Annotated in this window: 18 protein-coding genes; 12 read left to right on the top strand and 6 right to left on the bottom strand. The window is 52.5% G+C overall.

Annotated features, from left to right (window positions below; all coding sequences use genetic code 11):
* Positions 1–256: 256 nt before the first annotated feature.
* Together purU and IX84_RS19640 are read right to left on the bottom strand one after the other, a co-directional pair.
* Positions 257–1114: a formyltetrahydrofolate deformylase gene (gene purU, locus IX84_RS19645; RefSeq protein WP_044224688.1), complete on the bottom strand. Its 858-nt coding sequence runs from the start codon at positions 1112–1114 to the stop codon at positions 257–259.
* Between the two features lie 31 nt (positions 1115–1145).
* A complete protein-coding gene (locus IX84_RS19640; RefSeq protein ID WP_044224833.1) occupies positions 1146–2756 on the bottom strand; it encodes a M1 family metallopeptidase in 1611 nt (536 codons plus the stop codon).
* Between the two features lie 75 nt (positions 2757–2831).
* On the opposite strand from IX84_RS19640, the gene IX84_RS19635 reads away from it, so the two are divergent.
* Positions 2832–3749, top strand: a complete 918-nt coding sequence (locus IX84_RS19635; protein WP_044224686.1) for a glycerophosphodiester phosphodiesterase family protein — start codon at positions 2832–2834, stop codon at positions 3747–3749.
* Here IX84_RS19635 and recQ read toward each other — a convergent pair.
* A complete protein-coding gene (gene recQ, locus IX84_RS19630) occupies positions 3746–5872 on the bottom strand; it encodes a DNA helicase RecQ (RefSeq protein ID WP_044224683.1) in 2127 nt (708 codons plus the stop codon). The two genes, IX84_RS19635 and recQ, sit on opposite strands and share 4 nt — an antisense overlap.
* 438 nt (positions 5873–6310) lie before the next feature.
* Here recQ and IX84_RS31245 point away from each other — a divergent pair, with 438 nt between their 5' ends.
* From IX84_RS31245 to mnhG, 8 genes are all read left to right on the top strand, one after another.
* Positions 6311–7732, top strand: a complete 1422-nt coding sequence (locus tag IX84_RS31245; RefSeq protein ID WP_081968854.1) for an adenylate/guanylate cyclase domain-containing protein — start codon at positions 6311–6313, stop codon at positions 7730–7732.
* Positions 7733–7851: 119 nt separating this feature from the next.
* The gene (mbhE, locus tag IX84_RS19620) at positions 7852–10158 is read left to right on the top strand and encodes a hydrogen gas-evolving membrane-bound hydrogenase subunit E (RefSeq protein ID WP_052516228.1); all 2307 of its coding nucleotides are present in this window, start codon (positions 7852–7854) and stop codon (positions 10156–10158) included.
* The gene (locus IX84_RS19615) at positions 10155–10562 is read left to right on the top strand and encodes an MnhB domain-containing protein (protein WP_044224680.1); all 408 of its coding nucleotides are present in this window, start codon (positions 10155–10157) and stop codon (positions 10560–10562) included. The genes mbhE and IX84_RS19615 overlap by 4 nt, the downstream gene beginning before the upstream one ends.
* A 6-nt stretch (positions 10563–10568) precedes the next feature.
* Positions 10569–10919: an NADH-quinone oxidoreductase subunit K gene (locus IX84_RS19610; RefSeq protein ID WP_044224678.1), complete on the top strand. Its 351-nt coding sequence runs from the start codon at positions 10569–10571 to the stop codon at positions 10917–10919.
* A complete protein-coding gene (locus IX84_RS19605) occupies positions 10916–12433 on the top strand; it encodes a proton-conducting transporter transmembrane domain-containing protein (protein ID WP_202965275.1) in 1518 nt (505 codons plus the stop codon). Before IX84_RS19610 ends, IX84_RS19605 begins: the two co-directional genes overlap by 4 nt.
* A gap of 5 nt (positions 12434–12438) precedes the next feature.
* A complete protein-coding gene (locus IX84_RS19600; protein ID WP_052516227.1) occupies positions 12439–12945 on the top strand; it encodes a Na+/H+ antiporter subunit E in 507 nt (168 codons plus the stop codon).
* On the top strand, positions 12942–13232 hold the full coding sequence (locus tag IX84_RS19595) for a monovalent cation/H+ antiporter complex subunit F (RefSeq protein WP_044224676.1): 291 nt from the start codon (positions 12942–12944) through the stop codon (positions 13230–13232). The genes IX84_RS19600 and IX84_RS19595 overlap by 4 nt, the downstream gene beginning before the upstream one ends.
* Entirely contained in the window at positions 13222–13626 is a 405-nt protein-coding gene (mnhG, locus tag IX84_RS19590) for a monovalent cation/H(+) antiporter subunit G (RefSeq protein ID WP_044224673.1), read from the top strand. The genes IX84_RS19595 and mnhG overlap by 11 nt, the downstream gene beginning before the upstream one ends.
* Positions 13627–13732: 106 nt before the next feature.
* Here the strand turns inward: mnhG and IX84_RS19585 are convergent, their stop codons facing one another.
* Positions 13733–15118 carry a dipeptidase gene (locus tag IX84_RS19585; RefSeq protein ID WP_044224670.1) on the bottom strand — a complete coding sequence of 462 codons (1386 nt, stop codon included), beginning with the start codon at positions 15116–15118 and terminating at the stop codon, positions 13733–13735.
* A 59-nt stretch (positions 15119–15177) separates the two neighbouring features.
* The gene (gene nhaA, locus IX84_RS19580; RefSeq protein WP_044224668.1) at positions 15178–16545 is read right to left on the bottom strand and encodes a Na+/H+ antiporter NhaA; all 1368 of its coding nucleotides are present in this window, start codon (positions 16543–16545) and stop codon (positions 15178–15180) included.
* A 114-nt stretch (positions 16546–16659) separates the two neighbouring features.
* Between nhaA and IX84_RS19575 the strand changes: the two genes are divergently transcribed.
* On the top strand, positions 16660–17811 hold the full coding sequence (locus tag IX84_RS19575; protein WP_044224665.1) for a baeRF7 domain-containing protein: 1152 nt from the start codon (positions 16660–16662) through the stop codon (positions 17809–17811).
* Positions 17812–17894: 83 nt separating this feature from the next.
* Here the strand turns inward: IX84_RS19575 and IX84_RS19570 are convergent, their stop codons facing one another.
* Positions 17895–19439: a tetratricopeptide repeat protein gene (locus IX84_RS19570; RefSeq protein ID WP_044224662.1), complete on the bottom strand. Its 1545-nt coding sequence runs from the start codon at positions 19437–19439 to the stop codon at positions 17895–17897.
* Positions 19440–19743: 304 nt separating this feature from the next.
* On the opposite strand from IX84_RS19570, the gene IX84_RS19565 reads away from it, so the two are divergent.
* Positions 19744–21357 (top strand): DUF1800 family protein, encoded by a 1614-nt coding sequence (locus tag IX84_RS19565; protein WP_044224659.1) that lies wholly within the window; start codon positions 19744–19746, stop codon positions 21355–21357.
* A gap of 20 nt (positions 21358–21377) precedes the next feature.
* On the top strand, positions 21378–23402 hold the full coding sequence (locus IX84_RS19560; RefSeq protein ID WP_081968853.1) for a DUF1501 domain-containing protein: 2025 nt from the start codon (positions 21378–21380) through the stop codon (positions 23400–23402).
* Positions 23403–23409 lie beyond the last annotated feature (7 nt).

Here is a 23409-nt window from a genome sequence, read left to right as displayed (position 1 = left end):
GTTTGGAGGGCAGGTAAACATGATTTGCACTGCTTACACAGATTGGACTAATTCCCGGGATGGCCCTCCAGGGGGGCGGGTCTCGTTGAGCAGATCAGTGTCATCAGTGTACTATCATCGTACGTGGCGGGTTGTAACACGGATTGGACGGATTTGCGCAGATTTCCACGGATTTCGAGCAAGGGCATAAGAGCGGGGCATGCTTGTGGGACGGCACCGTTTTGCCAGGATTAGCGGCATCAGTAAGATCAACCCTTTAATCAAACACAATCGTCTTATTTTGGTAAGGCAAAATCTTATGCTGAATCTCCAGCCAGATGGCCCGGGCCAGGACGACTTTTTCCAGGTCCTTACCAATACGGATGAGGTCCTGAATGGTATCCTTATGAGAAATTCGGCGGACATCCTGCTCTATAATAGGCCCTTCATCCAGATCAGCGGTGACGTAATGGCTCGTTGCCCCAATCACCTTTACGCCCCGGTTGAAGGCAGAGTGATAAGGCTTCGCACCCTTGAAAGCAGGAAGGAAGGAATGGTGGATATTAATAACCTGATTCGGGAAAGCAGCCACAAAGTCGTCGGACAAAATTTGCATGTAGCGGGCCAGGACAATAAAGTCTATATCCAGCTTATGCATCAGCTCAATCTCCCGCTGCTCCTGCTCTGCCTTGTTGGCTTTAGTGATGGGAAAAATCTCAAAGGGAATTTCAAAACGCTCTGCAATGTAGCGCAGGTTCTCATGGTTGCTGACGATAACCGGGATTTCCACTTCCCACTCCCCGCTCATGCAGCGCTGCAGGATGTCATACAGACAGTGCGACATTTTGGAAACAAAAATCGCCATTCGCGGTTTGCGCGCGCTCAGGTGCACCTGCCATTCCATCTGGTATTTTTGCCCTATCAGCGTACCAAAATACTCATCGATTTTTTCGGCAGGGATATTAAAACCCTCCAGCTCCCACTCTACCCGCATAAAGAAGCGCCCCGCCTGCCGGTCAACGTGCTGGTCCAGAGAGATGACGTTCCCGTTGTTGCGGTGCAGAAAGTCGGTGACTGCCGCGACAAGACCGGTTTGGTCCGGGCAGTGAATCAGTAAAATGGCCGTTTTCTTCATGGTTCCCGTTTTGGAGGCACAAAAATGCAAATTAATTTTTCATCTGCTTCAGTTCAGCGCTAAAAAGCAGCCAGGTATCCGGGTCCAGCCATAGCCGTTGGGGCTCAAAGTCACAGGGCAGGGTCACCGTTTGCTGTTCCTGATCAATATTTACCGTCCAGGTTTCACGGGTACCATCGGGGGCTTCCGCCGCAATATCAAGGGGGAAAGTATAGGTCGCATCGCTGCGCAATTGACCGATATCCAGTTGCAAACCTTCCTTTTTGCTCCACGACCAGCTCACCCCAATTTCCGGCACGCCGGGCTGATAAAGCCACTGGTAAAAGAAACCGCTCAAATCCTGCCCGCTGGCGATTTCCATCACTTCCTGGAAATCCCGGGTCAAAGCATTGCCATTTTGGTAGGCTTTGTAGTAGGCGCGCAGGCCCGACCAGAATGCTCGTTCGCCCACCTTATGCCGCAGCATGTGCAGCACCCAGTTGCCTTTCTGATAAGCATTGGCATTCAGCAGCCGGTTCCAGTTGGTGATGAGGGTATCAATGATGGGGCGATTGGACTGGCGGGCAAACTGCAGGACTTGCTGACGCTCGGTAAGCAGCCGCTTAGCCATGGCATCCCGGCCGTACTTGTGCTCAATATAAAGGTTAGCGCCGTAGGTCGCAAAGCCTTCGCTCAGCCAGATGTGGTGCCAGTTGCCTTCCGTCACGCTGTTGCCAAACCACTGATGAGCCACTTCGTGGGCGATGAGGTCTTCATGATCCTGCCCACCGGTCACGGAATTTTCAAAGTAGAATATATTACTGGCATTTTCCATCCCTCCGTAGCGGGTTTTGGACTGTACATTGGCCAGTTTTGGGTAAGAATAAGGCCCGATGGAGTCGATAAAAAACTGCAAAACCTCCGTCGCCTGTGCGTAATCCTGATAGCCTTCCGTCCGGTTTTCGGGATAGACCCAGCTGCTAACGGGTATACCGGCCACTTCACCGGCCCGGCTCACCGCAAACTGCGCCGCTCCAAAGACCGCCACTTTAGTAGGAATGGGCGTGTCCATCCGCCAGAAAGTAAGCTTGGTTTCATGGTCAAGATTAAGCTCTTCCAACTGCAAACCAGAACCCACCACCTGATAATGGTCCGGCGCGATAATCATAAAAGCCACCGTCGCCTTATCCGAAGGGTGGTCCACACAAGGCAGGTAATGATGGGCGCGATTCGGCCAGTTGTCGCCAAAAAAGGTCCGGTCGCCGTACTTATTTTGGGCGATGATAAGCCCGTCAGCCGGAACGCCTTTGTACTGAATAGCAAATTGCCGGGCAGAACCTGCCGCTGTTGGGCTGCCTAGCGCAATGTGCAACTGAGCCCCTTCATGCCGGTAGTTCAAAGGCTCGCCCCCTTCCTTCACTTCCAGGACCTGCATGCCCCCCTGCCCGGCTTCTGCTGCTACCAGGTCCAGCACCAGGGTATCCAATGCCTGCAAAAACCGGATATCAATCAAGGCACTGCCCTGAATGGTGTCGTGCGCATCACTCAGCTCCAGCTGAAAGGTGTAATGCTGTACATCTATTTGGGAAAGGCGGGGAATGGAAGCCTGTGCCAATAGCAGTAAGGGGCACAAAAGCACAAGCAGCAAAAGGAAGATTCGCATTTTTGATGGTGAAAATACGTTTTTCCGGGAAAAGACAATTTCCCAATTCCGTACCTTTACCCCAAAGCCAAAATTATGCGCCAATTTTATTTCCTCCTGCTGCTGCTCGGGCTTTCAGCCTGCTCAGCGCCTTCAACTCAACAAGACATGAATGCCGAACAAGCTGCTGATTTCGACTGGCAGGGCCACCGGGGCGCCCGCGGGCTGTTGCCGGAAAATACGGTGCCCGCCTTCCTCAAAGCACTGGAATTTCCTCAGGTGAAAACGCTGGAGCTCGACCTTGCGGTAAGTCAGGACAGCCTGCTGGTGGTCAGCCACGAGCCTTGGATGTCTCACCACATCTGCAGCCATCCGGACGGGCGGCCCGTAACGGAAGCGGAGGAAGAGGAGCTGCTGCTCTTTCAAATGCCCTACGCTCAGATCAAGACTTACGATTGCGGCACCCGCGGGAACGAACGCTTTCCGGAGCAAACGCCCATGCCGGTGCACAAGCCCTTGCTTAGCGAGGTGGTACAAGCCGTCAATGCTTACTGTGCTGAGCACAACCGCCCCAAGCCCCGCTACAACATCGAAATCAAGCACGACCTGGCTTACGATAACGTCAAAGCGCCCCGCCCGCTGACCTTTGCCCGCCTCGTTTTGCAGGAGATAGAAGACCTGGGCATTAAAAACCAAACCTGTGTACAGTCTTTCGATGTCCGCCCCCTACAGGAACTGCACCGGCTTGACCCTGCCGTCACCACAGCCCTGCTGGTTGAAAACCCCAACGGTGTTCAGGTCAACCTCGATGCCCTGGGCTACACCCCGGACATCTACAGCCCCTATTACAAAATGGTGACCGGCAACGTGGTGGATACCGTACACGATCTCGGCATGACCATCATCCCGTGGACCGTCAACGACACCACCGCCATGAAAGCGCTGATTGGCCTGGGCGTGGACGGGATTATCACTGATTATCCAAACAAGATTTCAGCAATTATTAGAGACTAAGCCTCCCGCTTTGCGTAGGCAAGCGCCAGCCGGATTTTATGATAAGGGATTTGTTCGTCCAAATACTCAAAGACATCCTTCAGTTTATAAGGCTCCTGAAGGTACCGCAAAGATTTCACCACCTGATCGACCTCTGAGGGCGTCACGAGTTCGTGCAGGTTAATGTCCTGCCCTTTCTCAAATAGGATGGCCAGATGGGAATAGACCGTCGTTTCGGTCAATTGCCGTTTCTGTGCAATTTCGGATACGCTTAGCCCCCGTTGGTACATATCGTGGGTGATTTGATAGGTAGAGGACTTGCCACGGCTCGCCGCCGGCCCCACATGCTCAATGATGGCATCAATAAAGTAGTTGCCGTAGAGGTGCAGTTTGCGCTCCCCCACCCCGCTGATGCGCTTCATTTCATCATCCGTCATAGGCCGCACGGCAGCCATTTCCTCCAGTGTTTTATCACTGAAAATGATGTAAGGCGGCACGCCCCGCTCCTGAGCCAGCTGACGCCGGAGTTGGCGGAGTTGCTCAAACAGCTCATCCCGTACCCCCTGCCGCTCGGTGGCTTTGGTTTTAGCCTGAGCTTTCTCGGCCTCCTGCCGTTCTTTAACCGTAGCGAAACGCACCAATGGCACTTTTTCTCCTTCGAAGAGCACCCGTTTGCTCGCCGGAGTCAGTTTCAGCACGCCATGCTCATCGTGTGCAATCTCGATGTAGCCATAATTCAGCAATTGCAACATGTAGTGCTGCCATTCCAGAAAGGGGATATCACGGCCGGCACCGTAAGTTTTGATGTTTTGGTAGCCGCGTTCAAAGATTTCCTTCTTCCCGCTGCCGCGTAGCACGTCAATCGCCAGGGTCATGCCCACCTGTTGCCGCAACCGGTAGATTGCAGACAGTGCCTTTTGGGCAATCTCCGTTCCATCTATGGTCTTTGGCGGGTTCCGGCAGATATCGCAGTTCCCACAGTCCTCCGTGGTTTCCTCCCCAAAGTAGCTGAGCAGGATACGCCGCCGGCAGCCTACCGCTTCCGCAAATTGCCGCATACGGTCCAGCTTCGCCAGTTTGATATCCACCTGATCGCTGTCGTTTTGCCTGAGGATGTCCTCCATCAGAGCGACATCGTTGTAGCTGTAGAAAAGCACGGTATCCGACTTTGCGCCATCGCGCCCGGCCCGCCCGATCTCCTGATAGTAACTTTCGATATTCTTAGGCAGGTTGTAGTGGATGACCCAGCGCACATTCGACTTATCGATGCCCATACCAAAGGCCACCGTAGCGCAAATGACCGGTGTGTTGTCGTTAATGAATGCCTCCTGCACCGCATCCCGCTCCTCGGGAGAAAGGCCCGCGTGGTAATAATCAGCCGTAATGCCGGCATCCTGCAGTTTTTCCGCCAGTTGCTCGGTACCCTTTCGGCTAAGGCAGTAGATGATGCCAGACTCATTCGGGCGTTTGCCGATAAACCGCAGGATTTGCTCCCGGCGGCGCTGCCCGGGGCGGACCTCGAGGCTGAGATTGGGGCGGTCAAAAGATGAAATAAACACCTGCGGGTCTGGCAAATTGAGCTGCCGAAGAATGTCTTTCCGGGTCAGTTTATCAGCGGTTGCGGTCAGTGCAAGTATGGGCGTGTCCCGAAACTCCTGTTTGAGGAACTTCATGCGGGTATACTCCGGCCGGAAGTCATGCCCCCAGGAAGAGATACAGTGTGCCTCATCAATGGCAAACAGGCTCACTTTCGCCCGTTTCAGCAGCGGCAGAAAATCCCGGGAAGTCAGCTTTTCCGGAGAAACGTAAAGCAGCTGTAGTTCACCGTTAAAAAACTGATCCTCCACGGCCCGCTGATCCGCTTCGCCGAGTGAACTGTTGAGAAAAGCCGCCTGCACCCCATTAGCCCGCAGCGCTTCCACCTGATCTTTCATTAGAGAGATGAGGGGGGAGACCACTACGGCGGTCCCTGGGAGTGTCACCGCAGGCACCTGATAGCAAATGGACTTGCCCCCGCCCGTGGGCATTAGCACCAGGCTGTCTTTGCCGGCATACACCTGCTCAATGATATCGGCCTGCATGGGGCGGAACGTATCGTAACCAAAATATTTTTTGAGCGCATCCTGAGCGGCGGGCATATTCATGAACTAACAATTTGTTTTGAGCCAGATTCAAATTTAACAAAAATCATCAAATCCCTCCGTCTTTACGCCCGTAATATCCCAAAAAAAAGGGCTTCCAACCTGCGCTGAAAGCCCTTCGAAACTTTTTTGGGTCCAATGCCCAAGAAAACGGGCACTGAGGATTAGTTTCCCTTCCAAAATAAAGGGCTTCCCAGAGAGGATCAAGGGAAGCCCCCATTTAAACACGCTTCTTGTTTATAAAGGAAGGAAGATTTATAACCAGGTGATAGTTTGCAAATTCTGACTAATTCTAACGATTACAAATATAGCCCCCCTGCCACGAAATCTAAACCCCATATTCATGGGGCAAGACATTGTGCATCAGAATATGCGTAAGTCGGACAGAAACCTTATATTTGATTTCTGCCGATTCCACCCTTGGCAAAAAAGTACCTTATTATGAGAATGATACTCCTAACTGCAGGACTATTGGCGCTTTTTTCATCGGCTGTCAACGGCCAGGGGAACGCTCAACTGGATTTATCACGGGAATTACTCGGGCGCGAACGCTACGAGGATGCGGCGCAGGTTGCGGAGCAGGCCTTTCACAGTGGCCGTCAAGCAAATGATCTGACTATTCAGACCGAAGCCCGGCTGCTTCAGGCTGAGGCATTTTTTGGCAAACAGACGGCCAGCTCTCTCAACTGGCGGAACAAAATGAAGGTCAAAAGGGCCATGAAGGCAGCGGAGCAGCTTCTGGAAAAATCACCGAATGACACCTTGCAATTCCAATATCGGCAGTTGGTCCGCCGGCTGAACAATAAGCCACAGATGCCCATTCAGCCCGGCGGGGTGGCAGAACAGCGCCCCACCCTGGAGCAACTTAAGCAGCGCAGGCTCGATGTCATGCGCGCCGTGGGCGATTCCATACTCTCCCTCAAAAAGGAACGGGAAGCTTTTGAAAAAGAAGTGCAGACCCTTACCGATGAACAAGCCCGGCAGGAGCTGCTGCTCGCCCGGCAGCAACAGACCATCGACTCTATCTCCCTGGCCCGCCTGGAAGATTCCATTATGGTCATCCGGCAGGAACAACAGCTGCAGGCTCAGGAAGCCCAGCTACAGCTTCAGCGTACACAGCGCAACCGCAGCCGCATTGTAGCCGGCGCTATTATCCTCATCGCCCTTATTCTGACCTGGCTGTACCTGAACTCCCGCCGGAAAAACCGTATCATCGATACCGAGCGCAAGCGCTCAGAGGAACTTTTGCTGAACATCCTCCCGGCATCCGTCGCTCAGGAACTCAAAACCGATGGGCAGGCCACGGCCCGGCACTATGACGAGGCCACAGTACTCTTTTCCGACTTTAAAGACTTTAGCCGGATTTCCAAGGACCTTACCCCTGCCGAATTGGTGGAAGCTCTCGACCGCTGCTTCAAAGCCTTCGATGAAATAGCGGAGGCGCACGGTATCGAAAAAATCAAAACCATCGGTGATGCTTACATGGCCGCCGCCGGCGTACCGGAATCGAATCCGGATGACGCCCATCGTGCAGTAAAGGCAGCCCTGGCCATGCAGGATTGGCTGGAGCAACAAAAAGACCTGCCTTTTTCCGGTGCACGCATCGGACTGCATACCGGCCCGGTAGTGGCAGGCGTGGTAGGTGCCCGAAAATTCGCCTACGATATATGGGGGGATACCGTCAACCTGGCCGCCCGCCTGGAATCCAAAGGCAAAGCCGGAAGGGTCAATATCTCTCAGGCGACCTACGACCGGATTGGCGATACGTTTTCCTGCACGCCACGTGGAAAAGTACCGGCTAAAGGGATCGGTGAGGTCGAAATGTACTTTGTCGAAAGTACCGTTGCCGCCCCGATAGCATAAGGCGCCCAGCGTGGATTGGCCAGCGTTGGCCTCCAAAAAGCCCCTCCGTTCTTATTAACAAGGCTCAGATTAGAACATCTGCCCCATGGTATGCGCTATAGTTATGCATACCAAACTATATGACGATTCTATTTTGCATCCTGGCGGTATTCATGGCTGGCTTCTTGTCTGCTTTATTTTATGACAGGCACCGAAGTATCCTGCTGCCTGCCATCTCACTGCTTTTTCTCACAATCATCGCCTACTTTGGCTCCCTGACGGGAACAGTACTTGACGGAGCAACCATCGTACAGCAAGTAAAGTGGGTGGACACCCTCAGTATTCAACTGGCTTTCCTTGTGGACGGGCTTAGCCTGTTTTTTGCGCTCCTGGTCACCGTCTTTGGGTTGCTGATCTTTTTATACGCACACCGGTATATGGAAGACAGCCCTCAAATCAACCGGTTTGCAGGTTACCTGCTGTTATTCTCAGGCTCCATGCTCGGCCTCGTCCTCTCGGCCAACCTGATCAGCCTGTTTGTATTTTGGGAACTCACCAGCCTCAGCTCCTTCCTGCTCATTGGCTTCAAACATAAAGATGAAGACTCAAGGCGGTCCGCAAGGCAGGCACTCCTAATTACAGCTGGTGGAGGGCTGGCCCTGATGGCGGGATTTATCCTTTTGGAAATCGCCACCGGCAGTGGGTACAACCTGACGGAAATACTATCCCAGTCTGAAGTAGTGGCTGATAGTGGATTGCAATCTGCGGCCATTATCCTCATCGGACTGGGCGCCCTCACAAAATCCGCACAATTCCCTTTCCATTTCTGGTTGCCCAATGCCATGGCTGCGCCCACCCCGGTAAGTGCCTACCTGCACTCTGCAACGATGGTCAAAGCCGGCGTCTACCTCATTTTCCGGCTCAATCCTTTATTTCAGGAAGCCGCACTCTGGCACCATCTGCTCGGCGCTGCCGGGGCGCTGACCATGACCTGGGGCGCCCTGAAAGCTTTTCAGGAGGATGACCTCAAGCGTATCCTCGCTTACACAACCGTCAGCGCCCTGGGTATCCTGTTTATGATGATTGGCCTGGGTGGGGAAGCAGCAGTTAATGCCGCGATGGTGTATGTCCTGGCACACGCCCTGTACAAATGTGCCCTGTTCATGACCGCCGGCAACATCGACCATCAAACCGGAACGAGGCGCATTTCCCAGCTATCAGACCTGAGCCGGAAGATGCCACTTACAGCAACAACTGTAGCCCTTGCCCTGGCATCAATGGCCGGCGTGCTGCCTCTGCTGGGTTTTGTAGGAAAAGAACTTTTGTACGATGCGCTCTACCATGCCGCCGATCCTTTTGCGATCGTTTACCTGGCGCTGTTGTTTCTGGCCGGGGCGCTCTTTACGGCAGTGAGCGTAGACATCCTGTATAACGCATTTTTCAAAACCGGCAAACTCAGGGATCAGCCCATACGGGAGGGGCAGCTGCTGCTTACCCTTCCCCCCCTGTTATTGGCTGTCGTAAGCCTGCTGACGGGCATTGCCCCCGGATGGACTATAGCGCCCCTGCTAAAATGGTCGGCTGCCAGCATCCAGGATTTCGCCCCCACTATGAAACTAAAACTGTGGCATGGGTTCAACTTCGTGTTCCTCCTGAGCTTAGCCACTTTGCTCACCGGTGTAGGTTTGTACTTCCTCCGCAAGTGGCTCAGGCGGGCCCAAAAACCGCCCTGGGCTTCCGCCGATTTTTTGTACGATCAGCTCATTGCCGGCAGTGAGTTCGTTGCGCAGTACATAACCGGGAAGATTCAAAATGGCTACCTAAGAAGATATATAGCCACCGTTATCATCACCTTTTCCATGCTGCTTTTGGCCGCAATGGCTCATGGCCAGGTTTTCCAGTCTTTTTCAACGGCACCGCTGCTGGAGGGCTTACAGATTTACGAGCTTGTCATTTTAGCCCTGATCGTTCTGGCCACCGGCTTTCTCTTCCGGGTCAGGTCAAGGCTGATTGTGACTGCAACCTTTGGCATTATTGGATATAGTATTGCGCTGGCGTATACCCTGTTCAGCGCACCGGATGTAGCCATCACGCAGTTCCTGGCTGAAACCCTGACCCTGATACTGCTCATTCTGATTATCCACCGCCTGCCTTCCTATACCCTCAAAACCTCTATTGCCCGGTTGAAATACCTGCCTGTGGCGATCTTGTTTGGGGCAATGATGGCAGTGACGGCCTATGTGATGCTGCTACAGGAAAAGGATACAGGCTCACAAGCCTATTTTTTGGAACAAAGCATCCCCAAGGGCAAAGGCCAAAATGCCGTGAATGTCATCCTGGTGGATTTTCGTGCTCTTGACACCCTTGGGGAGATTACCGTGCTTACAGTTACTATGATTGGCATCATTGCACTGCTAAAATTCAAACCCAATAACAAAAAAGCATGAAAACACTCATTCTGGCGACCCTGCTACGCGCACTGACGCCCCTGTTTATCAGTTTTGCCCTCTATATGTTTTTCAGGGGGCACGATAAACCAGGGGGTGGATTTATAGCCGGGCTGATCGCCTCCATTCCCTTTATGCTGCACGCTATGGTCTTTGGGTACGAGCGGACCAGGCAGGTATTCAGGGTAAAGCCCACCATACTGGCTGCACTTGGTTTGCTGATGGCCCTCCTTAGTGGCTTTTTTGCTGTACTAAAGGGCGAGCCCTACCTGACTTCAGCCTGGGTAACCCAGGAATTGCCCCTGGTGGGCAAAATCGGCACGCCTATCTTTTTCGACTTTGGTGTTTTGCTGGTGGTCTTTGGCGTGGTCCTGCAAATTACTTTTTTACTCACTGAGGAATAACAACTTATGAACCTGATTATACCCCTGATTATTGGCGTTTTGTTTTCAGCGAGCTTGTTTCTGATGTTCCAGAAAAGCTTCTTCAAGCTGATCATCGGGGTCATCCTGTTTGGCTATGCCACCACCTTTTTCCTGTTCACCGTGGGAGGGGTAACCAAGAATGCGCCCCCACTGCTCTCCGAAGCAAAAGCAGCGGTGGACCAGCTTGCAGACCCTTTGCCACAGGCACTGACATTAACAGCCATTGTGATTAGTATTGGCGTGCAATTGTTCGTGATTGTGCTGCTGAAAAAAGTATACGAGGAAGTTGGGACCGAAGATTTGGATGAACTCAATACAACAGATAAAATAAAGTGACCGATACGATTCCCACCTTACTGCTCTTCCCGTTGTGGGTGCTGCTCGCGGCGTTCATCTTCTGCATTTTATCCTGGCAGCGGGTCAAGGTTCAGGCCGCTATTGCGGTCGTCGCCGGGTTTCTGTACCTGGCAGCGGCGGCAAGCCTGTTTATGGAAGTGAACCAAAACGGTATTCAGGTCATACAGATCGGCAACTGGCCGGCACCGTTTGGCATCACTCTGGTTGCAGACCTGCTGGCCTCGGGAATGGTGCTCATTTCTGCCGTCATCGCCTTTGCTATCATTCTGTACTCTATTCAGGACATATCAGCAGCACGCAAAAAGAAAGGCTTTTACCCGGTTTTGCTCGTGATGATGTTTGGCGTTTGCGGCTCCTTTCTGACGGGCGACATTTTCAACCTCTACGTCTGGTTTGAAGTCATGCTGGTGGCTTCTTTCGTGCTCATCGTTTTGGGCAACAGCAAAAAGCAGCTGGAGGGGGCAGTTAAATATGTCACCCTGAGCTTCATCTCCTCGGGTTTTCTGCTCACCGGTTCGGCTATACTATACAAATTAACCGGCACCCTGAATATGGCTGATCTGTCGGTAGCGATTGCCCAGCACCCCAATCCGGAGCTGATTACGGTCTCTGCCGTATTTTTTCTTACCGGATTTGGAATCAAGGCGGCCCTGTTCCCGTTTTTCTCCTGGTTGCCTGCCTCCTACCCCACGCCACCAATATCGGTGGTGGGGCTGATGGCCGGATTGCTGACCAAAGTCGGAGTATATGCATTAATCCGGTTTTTCACCCTGCTCTACACTCATGATTTGCCAACTACCCATTCGGTACTGCTCGTCCTGGCTGGCCTGACGATGTTTTTTGGAGTGTTGGGGGCTATTGCGCAGCGCAATTTCAAAAAAATCCTCTCGTTCCATATTGTCAGCCAAATCGGATATATGATTATGGGGCTGGCACTATTTACCCCGCTGGCCATTGCCGGTTCCATCTTTTACATCATCCACCATATTCTGGTCAAAACCAACTTGTTTTTGATCAGCGGAATCGTCAAAATCACCAATGGCCATTATGCATTAAGCAAACTGGGAGGGGTATATGACCGATTCCCCTTCGTCACTGTCCTGTTTGCCATTTCTGCCTTTTCGCTGGCGGGCATTCCTCCCCTTTCGGGTTTCTGGGGCAAGTTTATACTGGCGAAGGCAGGCCTGGAGTCCGGAGCGTACGTTATCGTTGCGGTATCTCTCCTCGTGGGGCTGTTGACACTTTTTTCCATGAGCAAAATCTGGGTATCCGTATTCTGGTCTGCAGGCCCCGCCACCAAAAGCAATCCACCACAATACGACAGCCCAACGCTGTTCCGCCGTTACTACTGCCTGCTGCTTGCTTCGGTTTTCCTGACCCTTTGCACGCTGGGCATCAGCTTTTATCCTGATTTTTTGATCTCCTTTTCGGAGCAGGCTGCTGAGCAATTACTGAACCCTCAGGAATACATTAATGCTGTACTCAACCCATAAAAAACATGGTTATACTGATCAACCTATTCGTAGCTGTACTGATGACCTGGTTCACCCAAGCCATCTACCCTGGCATCCCGAATGATGGGTTCGCCACCCTCCTGCTGTTTGCCGGCTGGAATATCGTACTTTGGCTGCTCACCTTTTTTTACAGTCCGCATTCCTTTCACAAGTCCCGGCAGATTAGCGCCCTTGTCTTTTTTTACCTGAAAGAGCTCCTTACCGCCTCCCTGCGTGTCGCTTATGAAGTACTCACCCCACAGGACCATATGCAGCCTGCAGTGGTCGCCATCCCGCTTGAAGCAGAGACGGACTTCGAAATCACCCTGCTGGCCAATTTCATCACCCTGACGCCAGGTACGCTGAGTATTGATGTTTCCAAAGACCGGAAGACGCTCTATGTACATGAGGTCTATGTAAAGGCAGGAGATACAGAAAGCGTGAGGCGGCAAATCAAGGACGGCTTCGAGAAAAAAATCCTGAAAATCACCAGAAACCCGTATCAAGTATGAGCCTTTTCACCATCGCAGCTTACATCGCTATCGCCATCATCAGTATCAGCACGATACTGACGCTGGTCCGGTTTTTCAAAGGGCCGAGCCTGCCGGACCGGATTATTTCCCTTGATGTCTTTTCTGCCAACCTTCTTGCCGTACTGGCCATTTACTCCGTTCTGTCTGAGGAGAAAGCCTATCTGAATGTAGCCCTGATCATGTCGCTGATTGCTTTTGTGGGCACTATGACCTTCGCTTACTACCTGGTACAGAAACGGGAAAAATCCAAGAACTATGATCAATGATCTATTCAGTGCCGCCTTTATGCTTGGCGGCTCTATCTTTATGCTGATTGCCAGTATTGGCATGGTGAAGTTCCCGGACTTCTACATCCGCAACTCTGCCAGTACCAAAGCCGTTGTTTTGGGCGTTTTGCTGATTTTGCTGGGCGTTGGGATCCACTACAACGACACGATGATCTTTATTGAGATTTTCGCCATCCTCCTGTTTATTTTCCTGATCGCGCCCTTAGCCGCTCATATTGTGTCCCGTGCTGCGGTCATCACGGAGGTGGGATTCTGGGAAAAGACCGGCCTCAGCGAACTTGAGGACTACAAGAAGGAGCAGGATAAGGAAGCTATACGCAATACGAAGTGGTTTGCGACATCGGAGCAAGACACTTCCCAGCGTAAATGCTGACATTGAGTAGGTTTGCTGTGGCAAACCACTTAATCGTCAGTATAAAATCACAAAAGTGGAGTAACCCTTTGGGATTACTCCACTATGCAGTCTTTATCTTCACGCCTTACTTCGCATCAGCGTAATGCGCAAAAAAGTAAGGAATCGTCTCGATACCTTTGTAAAAGTTGAACAGCCCGTAGTGCTCATTGGGCGAGTGGATGGCGTCGCTGTTGAGCCCGAATCCCATTAAAACGCTCTTCGCATTCAGCACCTGCTCGAACAAGGCTACAATGGGGATACTGCCCCCTTCCCGGGTGGGGATGGGCGTTTTGCCGAATGCCATTTCCATAGCCATAGAAGCCGCTTTGTACTCCGGCGTATTAGTTGGCGTTACGGCAGGCTCGCCGCCATGGTGAGGCGTCACAGTAACTTTCACGGAAGCCGGAGCGATACGCTCAAAGTGCTGTTTGAACAGCTGCGTGATTTTCTCCGGGTCCTGATTCGGCACCAGGCGCATGCTGATTTTGGCATTGGCTTTGGAAGGCAGTACCGTCTTCGCGCCTTCTCCAATGTATCCGCCCCAGATGCCGTTGACATCCAGGGTTGGGCGGATGGATACGCGCTCCAATGGCGTATAGCCCGCTTCGCCCTGTACGTCCCCGATTGCGAGGTCTTTCTTGTACTTTTCCAAGTCAAAAGGGGCTTCGTTGAGCTTTTTGCGCTCAGCCTCCGACAGTTCCACCACATCGTCATAAAATCCGGGAATGGTGATGTGCTTACGGTCATCCATCAGGGAGCTGACCATATCGCAGAGGACATTGATCGGGTTGGCTACGCCACCACCGTAGACGCCAGAGTGCAGGTCGCGGTTGGGGCCCACCACCTCCACTTCGAGGTAGCTCAGCCCGCGCAGCCCAACTGTGATAGAAGGGACATCATTAGCGATGATAGAGGTGTCAGAAATCAGGATGGTATCGCACTTAAGCTTTTCCTGATTCTCCCGGCAAAAGATACCGAGGTTGGCGGAGCCTACTTCCTCTTCGCCCTCTATCATAAACTTGATGTTGCAAGGCAAAGCGTCCTGTGCCATCATAGCCTCAAAGGCTTTGACGTGCATAAAAAACTGCCCTTTGTCATCGCAGGCCCCACGGGCATAAATGGCACCGTCCGGGTGTGCTTCCGTCTTTTTGATAATTGGCTCGAAGGGCGGGGATTCCCAGAGCTCCACCGGGTCGGGCGGTTGCACATCATAGTGGCCATAAACGAGTACGGTGGGCTTGGCAGGATCGATTATTTTCTCACCATAAACAATGGGATAACCGGCAGTCGGGCAAACCTCCACACTGTCAGCACCAGCTTTCCGAAGGCTCTCAGCCACAAAGTCTGCTGTTTTGAGTACATCTCCTTTGTAGGCAGGGTCTGCACTTACCGAAGGAATACGCAACAGGTCGAGCAGCTCGTCCAGAAAGCGGTCCTTGTTTTCCTGAATATAGTCTTGTACAGCTTGCATAGGCTTAGTATTTGGCGGGTTGATTAACGCGCCAAATGTAAGGAAAAAACGGGAACAGATCAGACCGTTTGCTCCTGACCTGATGCGGCGACGGACTCCAGTTCTTCCTCAAGCGGTTCCCGAAGCGTGTAGTGCAGGAGCAGATACCCTGCTGTCCCTGCCACAAAAGAGCCTATGAGTATGCCCAGCTTTGCCTGAGCCAGCAGAGCAGCTCCCTCAAGGGCGAGGTTGGAAATAAACAGCGCCATAGTGAAACCGATCCCGCCCAGCAAGCCCAGCCCGGCCATTTGCACCCAGCCTGTTCGCAGGGGAAGATCGGCAATCCGGAGCTTTACAGCCAGCCAGGAGAACAGGACAATCCCAATGACCTTTCCGAAAAGCAGCGCAACCGCAATATTCATAAACAGGGGCTGACCAAAGACCTCACCGCTCCCTCCAAACTTTATCCCGGCGTTAGCCAGCGCAAAGAGTGGCATCACAAAAAACGCGACAAAGTCATTGAGCTGATATTCCAGCCGTTGCAGCGGTGGCAGCACCGAGCGGGCCCGGTTTCTTAAATCCTGCAACTGATGGACTTCCGGGTCGGGAATAAAAGGCCCTCCACCGTCAGCCTTCTCCAACCTGAATTCATCCAGGAAATCTTCAATACGATCGGCAAACCGGCGGGCCCGCAGCTTATTGGTAGCCGGTACCGCCATAGCTACCAATACTCCGGCTATGGTCGGATGAATCCCTGACTTAAACATATAGTACCATACCCCCAGCCCGCCCAGCAGGTATACCCAGTTGCGCTTGATGCTAAACATGTGATTGCACAAAAACAAAAAGGCCAGAATCCCTCCCGACATGGCAAGGGCACCCCAGTGAACTTCATGGGAATAAAATACGGTAATGACGAAAATCGCTCCAAGGTCATCGACGATAGCAAAGGCTGTCAGAAATACTTTCATGCCTAGCGGTACCCGGCTGCCCAGCAGAGAGAGTATCCCTATAGAGAAGGCAATATCAGTCGCCATGGGAATCCCCCACCCCTTCATGCCCGGACCGGCATCCTGAAGCAGAAAAAATAAACCGACCGGGACGACCATGCCTCCAACGGCAGCCAGCAGCGGCAGCGCTGCCTTGCGCGGTGTGGACAATTCACCGTCAATGACTTCCTTTTTTATTTCCAGCCCTATGGTAAAGAAGAAAATGGCCATCAATCCATCATTTACCCACAGCAGCAACGGCTTGGAAAAGCTGTCTTCCCCAATCGAAATACTCACCGGTGTATCCCATAAATTGAAATAGGCAGGAGACAGAGGGGAGTTGGCCCATACCAAAGCGATCACCGTGGACAGGATAAGCAAGATCCCACTCGACGACTCATTACGGATAAACTGTCGGAAGGGAGCGGCGATGGATTGAAGAAGTGTTTTAGGCTGCATGTAGCGATTGACGTGTTAACCAATTGATTTCCAATAATTTTGAATTGTCAACTATTGAACATGGAAATCAAACCCCATGTTCTAACAGTGAAATCAGTCATAAAAAATCGTAATATGCTCAACCGACAAACCTTCCATACACTTGCTCAGGTCAATACTCCCAATTGTGTAAGCATCTATGTGCCGGGGTATCCTTCCGAACGGGGTATGGAGAGCCGTTCTTTTCTGAAAAAGATGCTCAATGATGCTGCGGACCGGTTAATACAAAGTGGTATGTCCGACAAGGATGCCCGGGCCTATCTGTTCAATGGCTATGAATTGCTCAATGAAACAGAACGCTGGCAACAGCTTGAATCGAGCTATGCCCTTTTTATCGGCCCGGAAATTTTCGAAGCCCTGGAGCTCAATCGTCAGGTATCGCCCCGGTTGATTGTAGACCAGCGGTTTTACCTGCTGCCTTTGATTAGCGAAATGAGCGCCGCCGGCGAATTCTATGTCCTCGCCCTGGGCGAAACATCAACAAGCCTGTACCGCGGCGACGCCAACTCCATACAGCCTGTACCTGCCGATGAACAACTCCCCAAAAACATGGAATCGGCATTGCAAATGGATACTGAGACGCGCAATGTACAAATGAACCGTGGTGCGGCTGCCTTCGACACTCCTATTTTCAATGGAGAAGAGATGGGGCACGACCATCGCCTTAAACAATACAAAAGATACTGCTATCAGGTAGATCAGGGCGTGCAGGCCATCCTCGAAGATGCTGATGCCCCGGTCGTTTTGGCAACGACCGACCAAATCGCGCCTATCTACAAAGAAACCAGTGACTATACAGATATCGCCCCCGTTCATATCAGCGGCACGCCGGAGCAGCTGTCCAAACAGCAGATGCATGAGCAGGCGCTGGAAATCATTCGCGACTTCCACCACAACCAAAAAGACCGAAAAATAGAGGGCTTCAGTGATTATGATGCAAAAGAACTTGCCTCCTCTTCCGTATTTGAAATCCTGCCCCGAGCCTACAAAGGTGAGGTGGAGACCCTCTTTGTAGCGGAAGGACAGAAACGGTGGGGTACTTTCAGCCCTAAAAGTGGTAAAGTCGAATTGCACAAAAGCCGACAGAAGGATAGCGAAGACCTAATCAATCTGACTGCCATTTACGCCTTCCTCAGAGGCGCAGGTATTTTCCTTGTGAACCAGGATGAACTTCCTAATTCCAGCACCCCGATTAATGCCATTTACAAGTCAGGCAACGAATCCTGATCTTGAGGGGTCTGACTTACAGAACAAAGAACTGATTCCCCCCAATCGGCCGTCTGCATCATTCGTGATGTGGGCGGCTGTTTTTATAGCGCTGCCTTAGCTCTAAGTGCACCATTGACAGCGAGCGATCGGCCTGGCCCTCTTTCCTGAGCCATTTCATACATTTCCAGGGCTTTAGCATAAGACGCCTGCTCCATAAGGTAATCGGCGTAGAATTCGTAGGCGGGGTACACAATCTCCGGTGGCCCGTAGCTGTAATCATTTTTGTGCTGCGTATTGACCGCCCTGACCATATACTTTTCGGCTTTCTTTTCGTCCCCTCTAAGGCGCCAGAGCAGTGCCTTTAGCTCCAGCTCCATCACCTCCGCCTGTTTGACCTCCACTTTATTGGCACTGCCCCAGGCACTGCTCGTGCTGCACATGGGAGCTCCCCCGGCAGCCATGATCATGGTTGCCTGCTGCCGCTTGTCCGCCAGAGTATCAATGATGCCGGCCAACAGCGTTTCATCCTTCTGCCGGTAAGCCTGATAGCCCTGCAGGAAATACCCAACCGCCTGATGGCTGATATTGAGGTCATCCAGTTCCACCTCCGTAGCTGCCAGTGGGTGGTCCCATTTGCCGGTCTCCACCAGGAAATTGCCCAGCATGCGTACCAGGTACGACCGGGCGGTAACCGAAGGCAACTCCGTTGTGTAGCCTGCCATTTCCGTCAGGATTGCTTCGGCTTTTTCAAAATCCCCCTTTTGCAGATAACCATACTGCAGCCAGTGGAAAGCGTGGTAACTCCGGGCATCGTTGTCCAGTTCTTTTGCTTTCATACGCTGCACACTCGCATCGTAAGAAGCAATATTCGAGTTGACAACTTCGTCCCACATCCCCATAGCCACATAAATATGAGACGGCATATGCAGGGCGTGGGCGGCATCGGGGGCAACTTTGGCATAACTATTGGCCGCATCGAGCGCCAAACGGGCGTGCCCCGGGTCATCGTAGGAATGAATCAGGTAGTGCAGTGCGCCCGGGTGGGCCGGATTTTCCCGGATAATGCTCTGTGCGATGCCTGCGCCTTTCTCAAAGACCGCCTTATCACGGCCCGCCTGCACACTCCCCAGCAGGGAAAGCGCGTAGAACGCAGCCACTTCCTGCTGCCCCGGATACTTTTCGTACAGTTCGCTCATGAATTCAGCGTATGCCTGATCCCGATCCGCCTTCTCGCCCTCTCCGTACAGCACATGCAGAGAGCGGACCAGGTCCTTTTCCAAACCGGTCCCTGCTTTAGCCAGCTGCTGATTCAGGTTTTTGCCCAGTCGTGCCATGGTACTCCGGCCTTTCTCCGCCTGCTGCCGGTGCCAGATCGGCTGATTGTAGGTCATCGCTTCGCCCCAGTAAGCCATGGCAAAATCCTCATCCGTTTCCTGCGCTTTCTGAAAAGCCGCACGGGCATCTTCGTATTCGAAGCTGTGCAGCAGCAACAGCCCCTTTTCGAAATAGGGCAATGCCTCCGGCGAACCCGTAACTTTAAGATCAACCTCTCCCAACTGATAGGGCTCAGCTTCAGCCGGACTGCCTGATTCACAACCCACTACAACAAACAACAGCAACAGCCAAAAAACAGACTTCAAGGACATAGCAACTTTTTTTACAAAGCTAAGCATTAATTTATTCCTAAAAACCCTCGGGGATAATTGGGAAAGAAAACCAAATATTATTAATATTGACCAAAGGCAAAGTGACGACTTATTATTTCACTTCTCCTCGTCCTGCTAAAAGCTTAGTTTTCGCGTTAAGCAAACACTTCGCAATCCTACTACAAAGATTTTTTACAGGTTCTACCTAAAGACTGTGTCGGGACTTTAGTCATCGGTGCCCGCTTCCGTTTTGGGGTACCTGAACCCTGTAGTACATTTATCTACTTACACAACCTATTGATCTATGGCGAACCTAAGTCCCCGGCCGGGAGTACTGGGCAACAGACTTGCAGCTCATTTGCTTCGGCGGGCTTCCTTTGCTGTCTCCAAAGACCGGATTAATGCATTTGCCGGTATGACGGCAACGGAAGCAGTGGAAACACTCCTGGCTATACCTCCTCTCGTGCATCCCGAAGGGCCCATCAACTGGATGGATGGCACAACCGCCTGGCTCACCACCGGCCCCTACGATAACGGCCCCGACACCTTCATGGGCAGAAAGCGGCGCGCGGTATGGCTTTGGGTGGTGAATGAAATGCTTCATGACCCGTCCGTGCGGCATAAAATGGCGCTGTTCTGGCATAGCATTTTCGTCACAGAGGAAGACCGCGACTGGTCTGAATTTGACCTGTTCAGGCTGTTCCAAATGTACGCCACCGGCAACATCAAAACGCTGGCCTGTAAAGTCACCCTCGACAATAAAATGCTACGCTATCTCAACAATAACAACAACCGGCGCGATAGCCCCAACGAAAATTACGCCCGGGAATTCCTGGAGCTTTTTACCATCCTGAAAGGGCCCGTGCAGAGTACCGGCGATTACACCAACTACACCGAAGAAGACATCAAACAGGCCGCCCGCGTCCTCACCGGATTCGACGATGAAGGCTTCGATAATAAGGACCCGGAAACCGGGCTGTCCACCGGACGGGCCATCTACAACCGTCACCACGCGGGTTTCAAGACCTTTTCCGCTGCTTTCGGAAACCAAACCATCACCGGCGCTACCGACGAGGCCGATATGTACCGCGAGCTGCAGGACTTCGTGGACATGGTCTTCAACCAAACGGAGACCGCACGGGCTTACGTACGGCGCCTCTACCACTTTTTTGTAAAAGACATCATTAGTGAGGAAGCCGAGCAAACGATCATACAACCGCTTGCAGACCAACTCTACAATGATGCATACCATATCGAAAACACCCTGAAGACCCTGCTGTGCAGCCGTCATTTCTACGATGAAGATGACAGCAACGCTAAAGACGAAGTGATCGGCGGAAAACTAAAAAGCCCATTGGATTACGTCCTCGGCGCCATCAACCTCTTTGATGCCAATAAAATGGGAGTGCTCAATAACAACGTGGAGCATTACGACACCACCGCTCAGCGCTTTTTGTACAACCACCTGGAGCACATCGGTTTTACCTTCTACCCCCTGTCTGTAGAAGGGTATCCGGGTTTCTTTAAAGCACCCAATTACAGTAAATTCTGGTTCGATCAGTCCACCATCGCCTACCGGTTCCGCCTGCCCTATGCACTATTGGAGGGCAAAACCGTTCAGAACAACCGCGACATCCCGTTTCAGGTTGACCTGGTTCCCTTCTTCCGGGACAATTTCACCAATCAGGAGTACGCAGACGAACTGGTCCGGCAGTTTTTGGAACTCACTTTACCGGAAATGCCACAAGGCGAACGATTTGACTACTTCCTACAGAAACTGCTCGGCGACCTCAGCCCCATCAACTGGATGTTTGAATGGCAGGGCTATCTGCAGTCCGGCAACGATGAGTCCGTCAAAGTCGCGCTCACTGACCTCTTTGAAGCCGTCGTGGGCTCACCGGAATTCCAAACTTTCTAAAACCGACCAACACCGAAATCATGAACAGAAGAAACTTCCTTCAACAATCGGCAGCACTGGGGATGTACCCCCTTCTGGCCGGTGCGATGCCGCTGAGCGGAATCGCCTCGACCACGCCTTTCCTGCCCAACCCCTGCGAAGTGACCGACCGGAGTGTCGTCATCATATTCCTTAACGGTGCCAATGATATTTTCAACACGGCGGTACCTTTATCCCAATTTTCAGCTTACACCCAATTCCGCCCCTCCATCTACTTGCCTGAACAAAGCCTGATTACGCTGGACGACAGCCTCAGCGACGATCAGGCACTCGGGCTGCACCCCCGCCTTTCGGCCTTCAAAAACCTGTACGATGATGGCTTACTGACGATGGTGCAGGGGGTGGGCTATGATCAGCCCAACCGTTCCCACTTCAAATCTACGGAGAACTGGCTGACCGGCAGCGGTGGCGCCCTGCAAAATGAAAGAAGCGGCTGGATGGCCCGCTTCCTGGAAGACCGCTACCCGGGCTACAACGGCACACCCTTTGACGGAGAACCGGATCCTCTGGCCCTCCTCTTTGGCAACACTATCTCTACCGGCTTCCACTCTGCGGCCGAGCACCGCCTGGAGATCAACCTCTCCGGGCAGGACCCGTCCGGCTTTTACACCATGATCTCCTCCCTGGGCGGTGCGCCGATTATGGACATTCCCGATACGGACCACGGTGCTATGCTCAACCACATTCAGACCATCAGCAAAAGTGTGAATGTCTACGCTTCCCGGATTTCAGATACCTTTAACAACGGCACCAATTCGGCAGACTACCCCAATAGTTCCCTCGGCAATCAGCTCAAAACCATTGCCCGGATGATGGCAGGGGGCAGCCGCACCAAAATTTATATGGCCAGCAAAGGTGGCTGGGACAACCACAATAATATGGTGCAGTACAACAACAATACAGAGGGCACTCACGCCAACCTCCTCGGCGACCTAAGCGAATCCGTGGCGGCTTTCCAGGAGGATATCCAAAACATGGGCCTCGACAACAAGGTGCTAACCGTAATTTTTTCAGAATTTGGCCGCAAAATCATACAAAACGGCAGCCGCGGCACCGACCACGGCACCCTCAGCTCCATGTTCCTCATCGGCCGGGGCGTGGACGGTGGCGTGATCGGCAACAACATCAATCTGAGCGATCAGGACAATCCCGGTGCGCCCAATCCTGAACAAATTCAGTACGACTACCGGCAGGTGTTCTCTACTGTCCTTCAGGACTGGCTGGGGGCCAATGATGATTCGCTTAGCAGCACCTTCAAGCGGCAGGAATACATCGCCAATCGCCCCACTTTTATCAATGAGAGCAACCTGGTGCCCGACGCCTGCTACTATACCCCTCAGCCACCCGTGACCTGCGCCTGTATACGGGTGCGCCTGTTCCTTGAAGGCTTCTACGATCCGCAGCTGCAGCAAATGCATACCCAACTGCTGGACCGGAATGCATTGCCGAACACTCAGCCCTACACTGCCGCCCCCTTCAACTACAATGGCACCGAAACCGTAACTACCTGGCCGGAAGATACCGTTGACTGGGTGCTGGCCGAGTTGCGCACTGCCAATAACCTCGCCCATACCGTAGCCCGCAAGGCTTTCCTCCTTCGCGCCGATGGACAATTGATGGGAACTGATGGTACCGCTGGTATTTCCTTTGATGGCGTACCGGATGGCACTTACCACCTGGCGGTATTCCACCGGAACCATCTGGCCGTCGTCTCCGCTGAGCCTGTTCCCACAGACAGCCCGAACTTCCAGTATGATTTCACAACCAGCGAAAACCGAGCCCTCGGTGACCGGCAGCTCAAAATCACCGGACAGGTTTGGACCATGCGCAGTGGCGATGCCGACCACAACCACATCGTCAACAATCAGGACTACAACCTCTGGACAACCCAACAGGGACAATCCGCTCATTACGACAACTATGACCTCAATGCCGATGGCCAGATTGATGCCAACGATTTCCAGCTCTGGCGCGGTAACCGCAGCAAACTGGGCCAATTAAAATAACCGAACG

This window comes from Phaeodactylibacter xiamenensis, from assembly GCF_000759025.1.
Classification (GTDB): domain Bacteria; phylum Bacteroidota; class Bacteroidia; order Chitinophagales; family Saprospiraceae; genus Phaeodactylibacter; species Phaeodactylibacter xiamenensis.
Note: the sequence above shows the minus strand (reverse complement) of the source record. Positions and strands in the feature narration are given on the sequence as shown.

What these genes read in the sequence shown, in the direction of transcription:
- purU (WP_044224688.1), bottom strand. Translation starts at nt 1,114, where the DNA reads ATGAAGAAAACGGCCATTTTACTGATTCACTGCCCGGACCAAACCGGT.
- IX84_RS19640 (WP_044224833.1), bottom strand. Translation starts at nt 2,756, where the DNA reads ATGCGAATCTTCCTTTTGCTGCTTGTGCTTTTGTGCCCCTTACTGCTA.
- IX84_RS19635 (WP_044224686.1), top strand. Translation starts at nt 2,832, where the DNA reads ATGCGCCAATTTTATTTCCTCCTGCTGCTGCTCGGGCTTTCAGCCTGC.
- recQ (WP_044224683.1), bottom strand. Translation starts at nt 5,872, where the DNA reads ATGAATATGCCCGCCGCTCAGGATGCGCTCAAAAAATATTTTGGTTAC.
- IX84_RS31245 (WP_081968854.1), top strand. Translation starts at nt 6,311, where the DNA reads ATGAGAATGATACTCCTAACTGCAGGACTATTGGCGCTTTTTTCATCG.
- mbhE (WP_052516228.1), top strand. Translation starts at nt 7,852, where the DNA reads ATGACGATTCTATTTTGCATCCTGGCGGTATTCATGGCTGGCTTCTTG.
- IX84_RS19615 (WP_044224680.1), top strand. Translation starts at nt 10,155, where the DNA reads ATGAAAACACTCATTCTGGCGACCCTGCTACGCGCACTGACGCCCCTG.
- IX84_RS19610 (WP_044224678.1), top strand. Translation starts at nt 10,569, where the DNA reads ATGAACCTGATTATACCCCTGATTATTGGCGTTTTGTTTTCAGCGAGC.
- IX84_RS19600 (WP_052516227.1), top strand. Translation starts at nt 12,439, where the DNA reads ATGGTTATACTGATCAACCTATTCGTAGCTGTACTGATGACCTGGTTC.
- IX84_RS19595 (WP_044224676.1), top strand. Translation starts at nt 12,942, where the DNA reads ATGAGCCTTTTCACCATCGCAGCTTACATCGCTATCGCCATCATCAGT.
- mnhG (WP_044224673.1), top strand. Translation starts at nt 13,222, where the DNA reads ATGATCAATGATCTATTCAGTGCCGCCTTTATGCTTGGCGGCTCTATC.
- IX84_RS19585 (WP_044224670.1), bottom strand. Translation starts at nt 15,118, where the DNA reads ATGCAAGCTGTACAAGACTATATTCAGGAAAACAAGGACCGCTTTCTG.
- nhaA (WP_044224668.1), bottom strand. Translation starts at nt 16,545, where the DNA reads ATGCAGCCTAAAACACTTCTTCAATCCATCGCCGCTCCCTTCCGACAG.
- IX84_RS19575 (WP_044224665.1), top strand. Translation starts at nt 16,660, where the DNA reads ATGCTCAACCGACAAACCTTCCATACACTTGCTCAGGTCAATACTCCC.
- IX84_RS19570 (WP_044224662.1), bottom strand. Translation starts at nt 19,439, where the DNA reads ATGTCCTTGAAGTCTGTTTTTTGGCTGTTGCTGTTGTTTGTTGTAGTG.
- IX84_RS19565 (WP_044224659.1), top strand. Translation starts at nt 19,744, where the DNA reads ATGGCGAACCTAAGTCCCCGGCCGGGAGTACTGGGCAACAGACTTGCA.
- IX84_RS19560 (WP_081968853.1), top strand. Translation starts at nt 21,378, where the DNA reads ATGAACAGAAGAAACTTCCTTCAACAATCGGCAGCACTGGGGATGTAC.